Source organism: Arsenophonus endosymbiont of Apis mellifera (assembly GCF_903968575.1).
In the GTDB taxonomy this organism is placed as follows: Bacteria; Pseudomonadota; Gammaproteobacteria; order Enterobacterales; family Enterobacteriaceae; genus Arsenophonus; species Arsenophonus apicola.
In genome coordinates this window covers 1-7,504 of record NZ_CAJCFU010000028.1, presented here as the reverse complement: position 1 = coordinate 7,504, position 7,504 = coordinate 1, and the positions used below count along the sequence as shown (strand labels likewise).

Below are 7,504 nucleotides of genomic sequence, written 5' to 3'. Positions count from 1 at the left end.
AATCTTCAATTAACCAGGAGCTAAAAACATGAACCAGCTTAAACAGCAGGAGCTGCGCTACGTCTTAAATAGTGACAGCTTCGCCCAAAAAGACAGCTTAAAAATTATCCCCACCGTGCTAATCATTGCGTTGGCAAGCCTCGTTTTATTGTTAGCAAGATAGGAATAACTCATGACTTTATTTGAATTAACTCAGTTGGTTAAGAAGCAAAGAAAAAGCAATGAGCTTAAGGAACATTACAAATATGAACATCAACGTGAGGTACTGGGGCAACAAAATGTTCCTGTTAGCTGGCAGGATTTTCGAGGAGATTTTACATGAAAATGCCGAGGCTAACGGATAAAAGGAGATGCCAATCAAAAGAAGACGCTATTGCCTATGCAATACAACAGATGGAGGCAACCAGGCAAGGAAAAGAACCATTGTCGCCATCGATGAAAGAAAAGCGTCNAGCAATGGAAATGTATGACAAAGAAGCAAAAGAGATTGAAAAACTAATAATTCAATCCTCGCCAAATACTTACAATCCTATATATGTTCAAAATAAAGAATACAATCCTTTCNTTGATCAAGAACTAAGAGATGGACCGTTAGGTGGAAAAATAAGAGGTGATTAGATATGGCGACCGCAACACTAATACTGGGTGAGTCAGGGACAGGAAAATCCGCTAGCCTTAGACATCTAAGCCCTGAAGAAACTTTATTAATCCAAACGTTAAAAAAACCTTTGCCGTTTAAATCAACTCAATGGCGAAATTGGGATCAAAAAGATGCCACAACCTCAATATTTGTCAGTGACTGTTGGCAATACATCATGAAAGCTATCGAAAAAGCCTCAAGTTACGAAAAAAAGATAGTTGTTATTGATGATTTTCAATATCTGATGGCAAATGAATTCATGCGCAGATCAGATGAAAAATCTTTCGATAAATTCACAGAAATAGGCGCTCACACATGGAATGTGATCAATGCGGCAGTAAAATCATCATCAGATGATCTAAGGATATATTTTCTCTCGCATACCGAAGAAACACCATTAGGTAAAGTCAAGATGAAAACAATTGGCAAAATGCTTGATGAAAAAATAACCGTTGAGGGCATGTTTACTATTGTACTGAAAACGNTAGTTAAGGATGGTCAATACTTATTTTCAACACAAAACAGCGGTTATGATACCGTCAAATCCCCAATGGGAATGTTTGAAACACCCGAAATTGAAAACGACATAAACGCAGTTGATACAGCGATTTGTGACTATTACAGCTTAAAAAAAACTAACATAACGGAGAAAACAGCATGAACCACAACATTATCTTTACCTACAGCNAGGAGTCAGCCTTATTAACCTATCAAGGGGGGTTCATTAATGAATCAGGCGCGTATGTGATCACAATTGCAGAGGCAAAATTAAGCAAAAGTGATAAAGGCGCTGAGTTTATTGAATTCTCAGGTGAATCGGAGGATGGCAGAAAAGTTAACTATCTNAGTATTTGTTGTAAGAAAAATGACGGCACGGTAAACCCTTTCGGTCAAAATATGGTCAATGCCATGATGGGATGCATTGGAATTCAGCGAGTAACCTCGGTTGNCCACAACAATAACCTGGTTGCGCCAGAATTCCATGGCAAAAAAGTAGGACTTGTTTTGCAAAAAGTTCTAAGAACGAAGAAAAATGGCGATGAAAGTTACAGCTTTGATATCCGTATGCCATTTGTAGCAAACACTGGACAAACGCTTTTAGAAAAAGTTGAAAACAAACCCGCACAAGCAGTTAAAAACTTGTTGCGCACTNTAAAAGATAGAGACGAGCGTAGACCAACNCATACGCCAGTAAATAATGAGTTTAATCNTTTNTAGACAAGGAGTTCCTACCATGTGGGTTTTAATCCTATCCATGTACGCCAGCCCTTACGCGTCAAATGACTTTGCAAGTGTTCATACTCAGGAATTTGACACTGAGAATATGTGCCAATTCGCCGCTAAACAGTTTGAGCGTGAATTTGAAACTTTCAAGGATATCAACGCAAAAGCAATTTGCATTAAGAAATAATCCAATGTTAAAAGGTTCAATCATGAAACTTAACATCATTAAATTACTAATCACAACATTTTTGTTTATCGGTGCAGCGTTTGCCTTTGAACTCATTGTTGGACATCTCGCGCACGCCGATGCCGTCATTGACCCGCAAATCAGGTTTAAACGTGGTGAATTAGGCAATATTCATTTAGGCGGACAAGAGCTACTGGTTATTGGTGTCATGCTGGTGCCAGCACTTATGATCATTTTGGGAGTATTTATCGATACTATGAAGAAGTAGTTGCAAAACAAGAAATCATTACCCACCCTAATCTATTCCACTTAATTAATACCCGTTCATCAATTTTAATATTGAAGGATAACTATATGCGAAATTTAACAAATGAACATTACCCTATCATTGCTGGCGTAGAAATCACGACAGACTCAGATGGTCGTTTCAACCTAAATGCGTTACATAAAGCCAGTGGCGGCAAGATGCTAAACGCCCTAAAACATGGCTTGAGACAAAACAAGCCAAAGAGTTAATTGAAGAGCTAAGGCAGAATTCCGCCTTAGGTCAAGAAGTAATCAAAGTTCAAAAAGGCGGCATAAATCCAGGCACTTTTGCTCATGAGCTGTTAGCCATTGAGTATGCTGGCTGGATTTCGCCAAAATTCAGATTGATGGTTAATCAAACCTTCCTGGATTACAAAACAGGAAGATTAGCTCCTGTCACCCCAACAACAGACTGGTTAGATAATCCTGCACAATTACGAAAAATGCTGATTAGCTATACCGAGCAAGTGGAAAAAATAAGCAGTGAGCGTGATGAAGCTATTAGAACAAAATCACAAATCAGCCGCACTCGTGAAGCTTCTGCAATGGGTAAACTCAGCGTTGCTACCCGTAAAAATCGGGAACTGACAGAACGATTGGGAGAAAGTGTTAAACATGCCACCATCACAGCTGTAAAGAATGCCACAGGGAAAGAATACAAATTTGCCCCACTTCGCAGATGGTGCCGTGAGAACCAGATGGAAGCAACCGAAGTGCCTGATATTCGTTATGGTCAGGTTAAGTCATGGCCTGCTGAATCATGGCTACAGGTATACGGTATCAATCTGAAATCGTTATTTGCTAATAGCCAACGTACTCACTAGAGATTGACCACTATTTGGTATTTCTGAATCACTCAAAAAAAGACCAGCGCAAGGCTGGCAATATTAGGGAAATGATGTGGTTACGAACACACAACGGTATGAATATATCATAATTAACTGAAATTGATTAAATTTTAATCAGAATGGTAATCATTTGATTGGTAATGGGAGTAACTGTATGAATAACATCCATGAATACCGAACAACGTTACATCATGTAAAAGCAGGGATGCAGGCTATTTATCATGGTGAAAGGATGAAAATCATTAGATTGAAGGAAAAAAAATTAACAAACAAAGGATTGATATATCAATTTGATACCGATGAAGAAAGTAAAACATTAACCGGAAATGGCGGTAATAAAATCACTGTCTTAGAAAAAATAGACGACTTGCATAAAAGTAAAAGCTGGTATGTTTAGGAGATGAAGTGAAGTATGACCTGATACTCGCAGACCCACCCTGGCAATACCAAAACAAAGCATCAAACGGCGCAGCACACAATCACTACAACACCACTGACTTTTACTCCCTCACCCGACTACCGATAGAAACCATCGTCAATGATAACTCCGTACTCTGCATGTGGTACACGGGGAACTTTGCGCTGGAAGCTATCCGATTAGCCGAAGCATGGGGATTTAAGGTCAAAACCATGAAGGGATTTACCTGGGTCAAGTTGAATAAGTTAGCCAAAGAGCGGATTTCTAAAGCTATCAAGAAAGCTGCGCTATCTTATGCTGATGATTTTCTGACATTACTCAATGCTGAAACACGCATGAATGGCGGTAACTACACCCGCAGTAATTCAGAAGACTGTTTAATTGCCATCAAGGGGAAAGGACTAGAACGCAAGGACGCATCCATCAAACAAGTTATCTACGCCTGTCTCGGTGAGCATAGCCAAAAACATAAAGAAGTCCATTACCGATTAGAGAAGCTCTACGGTGATGTGAAACGTATTGAACTTTTCGCTCGTGACAAAGTGCAGGGCTGGGATCTATGGGGCAATGAAGCGCCTGAGAATAGTGTGAATTTTTGAATGTAATTAAGTGCTCTCTTTTTATGAAAATACGCACGAGGAAACAACTATGCAAATGTTAACTTTGGAAGAATGGGCTAGTGAACGATATAGAAGTCACCATTCAAAACTAAATACATTACAACGTTATGCGCGTAATGGTCATTTTTATCCACCAGCACGAAAAGAAGGAGGCATTTGGCGTGTAAGGGAAGATGCAGAATTGGTTGGAGATTTAACAAAACCATTTATTGATAAAAATGATAACCCTACCTTACAAAGAATTTTAAATGATGGCTGCTAGACCTCGTAAAAATAATGTTAGTATTCCAAATTTGTATCCATTATACAGTCGTAAATCGAACAAGATTTATTGGCGTTACCGTCATCCAATAACAGGAAAGTATCATGCACTTGGTAGTAATGAAGCTGAAGCAAAACAAATTGCTATTGAAGCGAATAATCGGTTTGCTGATCAACGTAACCGACAGATCTTAGCTATTAGTGACCGAATTGCGCGTATTAAAGGAAAAGAGATTACGGTTAACACCTGGTTAGAAAAATATTGGAAAATTCAAGAAGAACGTTTAAAAGAAGGTGATATAAAGCTAAACACCTACAAACAAAAAAGAAAACCCATTGAATTAATGCAAAAAGCATTATCGATAAAACCACTAACGTTAGTCGATGCCAGAGATATCGCTCAGATATTAGATAAATATAAAATAAATGGTCAACATCGAATGGCTCAAGTTATTCGTTCTGTTTTAATTGATGTATTCAAGGAAGCACAACATGCAGGAGAAGTTCCTCCTGGTTATAATCCTGCGTTAGCAACAAAACAACCTAGAAGAAAAATAACCAGACAACGGCTTAATTTGGATGAATGGAAAAAAATTTTTAAAATTGCTGACACGACTCATCGTTACATGGGAAACGCAATGTTACTAGCATTGGTTACTGGTCAACGTTTGAGTGATATTTCTAAAATGAAATTCAGCGATATTTGGGATAATGATTTGCACGTCATTCAGGAAAAAACCAACGCGAAATTGGCAATACCACTTTCTCTAAGATGTGAGGCAATAAATATATCCCTAAGAGAAGTAATAGAGCGTTGCCGTGATAATGTAGTTAGTCCATACCTAATTCATTATTTTTATACAACGTCACAAGCCAAACGTGGCGAAAAAGTAAAACCCAACACTCTAACCACTAATTTTAAAAAAGCAAGAAATAAAACTGATATTGATTGGGGAGAAGGAACACCCGCAACATTTCATGAGCAACGTTCATTATCAGAGCGCCTTTACAGAGAACAAGGGATCAACACCAAAGATTTACTAGGCCACAAAAGTCAATTACTAACTGATAAATACCATGATGATCGAGGTAAAGAATGGATAAAAGTTATTATTTAATTGAATATTTTTTAGCTAGTTTTGATAAATTATTTTGATAAAGTTTTGATAACCGTTACAAAGTGAATAATAAAAAACGGAAACCATTAAGCTCCCGTTATCAATCAAGTAAAACAGACAATTACATATGGCTGATGATCGCATCGCCAAACTCACTGCATTTCAATAGCTTAGAACCAGGCATTAAGCGCTCAAAATCATAAGTCACGGTTTTGGCGGCAATCGCCCCTTGCATGCCTTTAATGATTAAGTCGGCCGCTTCTGTCCAGCCCATGTGGCATAACATCATCTCAGCAGAAAGGATTATAGAGCCTGGATTCACTTTGTCTAGACCTGCATATTTCGGTGCTGTGCCATGGGTTGCTTCAATTGACATCCTCCCCCACCTTCACACTTCGTGACTCAGGAGGGGGATTCCCGTTAGTCGGAGACTATCTGATCGCTCAGAAGCCTGGTTCCTGCTGCTGACGGCATTACTGCACCGTTCACTTCACAGGCTAACACGGCATGTCCTGCCGCTAAAATGTTACGAGCTCCGTTGATATCTGCGTTCTCTGTATACCCGCACTCAAGGCACTCGAATCTACTTTGTGATTGACGATTTTCTTTCGCTGTATGACCACAACATGCACACCGTTGACTTGTATATGCCGGAGGCACAGCTAATACCTGACCACCGCGCCATAGCTGCTTGTACTCAAGCTGACGGCGCATTTCATACCAACCCTGATCCAGTATCGAACGGTTAAGTCCTGATTTTGCCCTGACATTCCGTCCGTGCTGCTCTTGTGTACCTTTTGCCGATTTCGACATGTTACTGACCTTTAAGTCCTCAATGACGATCATCGCGTGGTTTTTGCTGATTTCACTGGTGACTTTGTGAAGGTAGTCTTTGCGGATATTGGTTATATGCGAGTGGAGACGTTGGATTTTTCGCTTCTGTTTTTTCCAGTTATTGCTGAATTTAACTTTACAGCTTAACTGACGCTGGAATTTCGCCAGCTTTTTTTGGTTGGTTTTAAAACTGTTTACAGGTTCAAACACTGTGCCGTCTGACAGCGTGGCGAGTCTGGTTACACCTGCATCCAAACCAATCATTGTTGCTGACGAATGAGGCTGAATGTCCATTTCCAGTTCGACCTGAAACGATATATACCAGTGTCCCGCATGTTGGCTAACGGTTGCGTTTTTAATCTTACCGTACAGCTTTTGCGACTGCCGGAACTTTACCCATACCAAACCTGACGGTAATCTCACTCTGCCATTATCGAGCTGACAATATTTATCAAAATTAACAAAACGAACTGAATCACGCCCGTCATTTTTCCTTTTAAATACAGGAGCTTTTGCTGCCAGTTTTTTATCAAAGCAGCGTTTCCATGCCCCGTGCAGATCTTTGAGTTTCTGCTGAAGATTATCCGTGTAGGCTTCTTGCAAAAAGGAATGTTCCGGCTTTTTTTTCCATTCTGTGAGCATCCGATTTAGTTCAAACGCTGACGGTAGTTTACCGCCGGATTCAATAATGCGTTGCGTCTCTGCTAGCCCGTAATTCCAGATAAAACGAGCGCATCCGCACAACTGCCGCAAACGTTGCGACTGTTTTTCGGTTGGTTCGAGTCTGAATTTGTAGGCTTTTAGAATTAGCATTATTACTCAGTGTGTAGTAAATTATCTCACTATCTTACCGTATATCCGGTTAATTTCAATGCAAAAATATAAAATCAACCGTTCAAGACATGCAGCGTTTCTTTTACATGTTCACCTTGTCTTTGTGACTAAGTACCGAAAGAAAGTACTCAGTGGCTTGCACTACAAAGCATTTCATCAGTATGCAGGTGAAGTGTGTCGCGACTTTGGGGCTGATTTAAAGGAAAGTAACGGA

At 39.7% G+C, this 7,504-nt stretch carries 11 protein-coding genes and 2 pseudogenes; 11 read left to right on the top strand and 2 right to left on the bottom strand.

Annotated features, from left to right (window positions below):
- Positions 1-28 precede the first annotated feature (28 nt).
- The 10 genes and pseudogenes from H1X92_RS16020 (at position 29) to H1X92_RS02435 (ending at position 5,622) form a co-directional block, all read left to right on the top strand.
- The gene (locus tag H1X92_RS16020) at positions 29-163 is read left to right on the top strand and encodes a hypothetical protein (protein WP_255498959.1); all 135 of its coding nucleotides are present in this window, start codon (positions 29-31) and stop codon (positions 161-163) included.
- A 9-nt stretch (positions 164-172) separates the two neighbouring features.
- Complete coding sequence (locus tag H1X92_RS02480) at positions 173-322, top strand: hypothetical protein (protein WP_180558291.1); 150 nt, start codon at positions 173-175, stop codon at positions 320-322.
- Between the two features lie 298 nt (positions 323-620).
- Positions 621-1,301: an AAA family ATPase gene (locus tag H1X92_RS02470; protein ID WP_180558293.1), complete on the top strand. Its 681-nt coding sequence runs from the start codon at positions 621-623 to the stop codon at positions 1,299-1,301.
- Positions 1,298-1,858 (top strand): DUF669 domain-containing protein, encoded by a 561-nt coding sequence (locus H1X92_RS02465; RefSeq protein ID WP_180558294.1) that lies wholly within the window; start codon positions 1,298-1,300, stop codon positions 1,856-1,858. Before H1X92_RS02470 ends, H1X92_RS02465 begins: the two co-directional genes overlap by 4 nt.
- A gap of 215 nt (positions 1,859-2,073) precedes the next feature.
- On the top strand, positions 2,074-2,319 hold the full coding sequence (locus H1X92_RS02460; protein ID WP_180558295.1) for a hypothetical protein: 246 nt from the start codon (positions 2,074-2,076) through the stop codon (positions 2,317-2,319).
- 86 nt (positions 2,320-2,405) lie between these two features.
- Positions 2,406-2,761 (top strand): annotated as a pseudogene (locus H1X92_RS16170) (KilA-N domain-containing protein); the annotation flags it as partial.
- A gap of 598 nt (positions 2,762-3,359) precedes the next feature.
- Positions 3,360-3,602, top strand: coding sequence for a hypothetical protein (locus tag H1X92_RS02450; protein ID WP_180558691.1), 243 nt, complete (start codon positions 3,360-3,362; stop codon positions 3,600-3,602).
- Positions 3,603-3,610: 8 nt separating this feature from the next.
- Positions 3,611-4,222, top strand: coding sequence for an MT-A70 family methyltransferase (locus H1X92_RS02445; RefSeq protein WP_180558690.1), 612 nt, complete (start codon positions 3,611-3,613; stop codon positions 4,220-4,222).
- 49 nt (positions 4,223-4,271) lie between these two features.
- On the top strand, positions 4,272-4,505 hold the full coding sequence (locus H1X92_RS02440; protein WP_180558689.1) for an excisionase: 234 nt from the start codon (positions 4,272-4,274) through the stop codon (positions 4,503-4,505).
- Positions 4,495-5,622, top strand: a complete 1,128-nt coding sequence (locus H1X92_RS02435; RefSeq protein WP_180558692.1) for a phage integrase Arm DNA-binding domain-containing protein — start codon at positions 4,495-4,497, stop codon at positions 5,620-5,622. Before H1X92_RS02440 ends, H1X92_RS02435 begins: the two co-directional genes overlap by 11 nt.
- Before the next feature lie 121 nt (positions 5,623-5,743).
- On the opposite strand, the pseudogene H1X92_RS02430 reads toward H1X92_RS02435, so the two are convergent.
- Together H1X92_RS02430 and H1X92_RS02425 are read right to left on the bottom strand one after the other, a co-directional pair.
- Positions 5,744-5,989, bottom strand: a pseudogene (locus H1X92_RS02430) (isocitrate/isopropylmalate family dehydrogenase); the annotation flags it as partial.
- Between the two features lie 53 nt (positions 5,990-6,042).
- Positions 6,043-7,269 (bottom strand): RNA-guided endonuclease InsQ/TnpB family protein, encoded by a 1,227-nt coding sequence (locus H1X92_RS02425; protein ID WP_180558336.1) that lies wholly within the window; start codon positions 7,267-7,269, stop codon positions 6,043-6,045.
- Positions 7,270-7,327: 58 nt separating this feature from the next.
- On the opposite strand from H1X92_RS02425, the gene H1X92_RS02420 reads away from it, so the two are divergent.
- Positions 7,328-7,504: transposase (locus H1X92_RS02420; RefSeq protein ID WP_180558337.1), on the top strand; the 177-nt coding region annotated here is incomplete at its 3' end.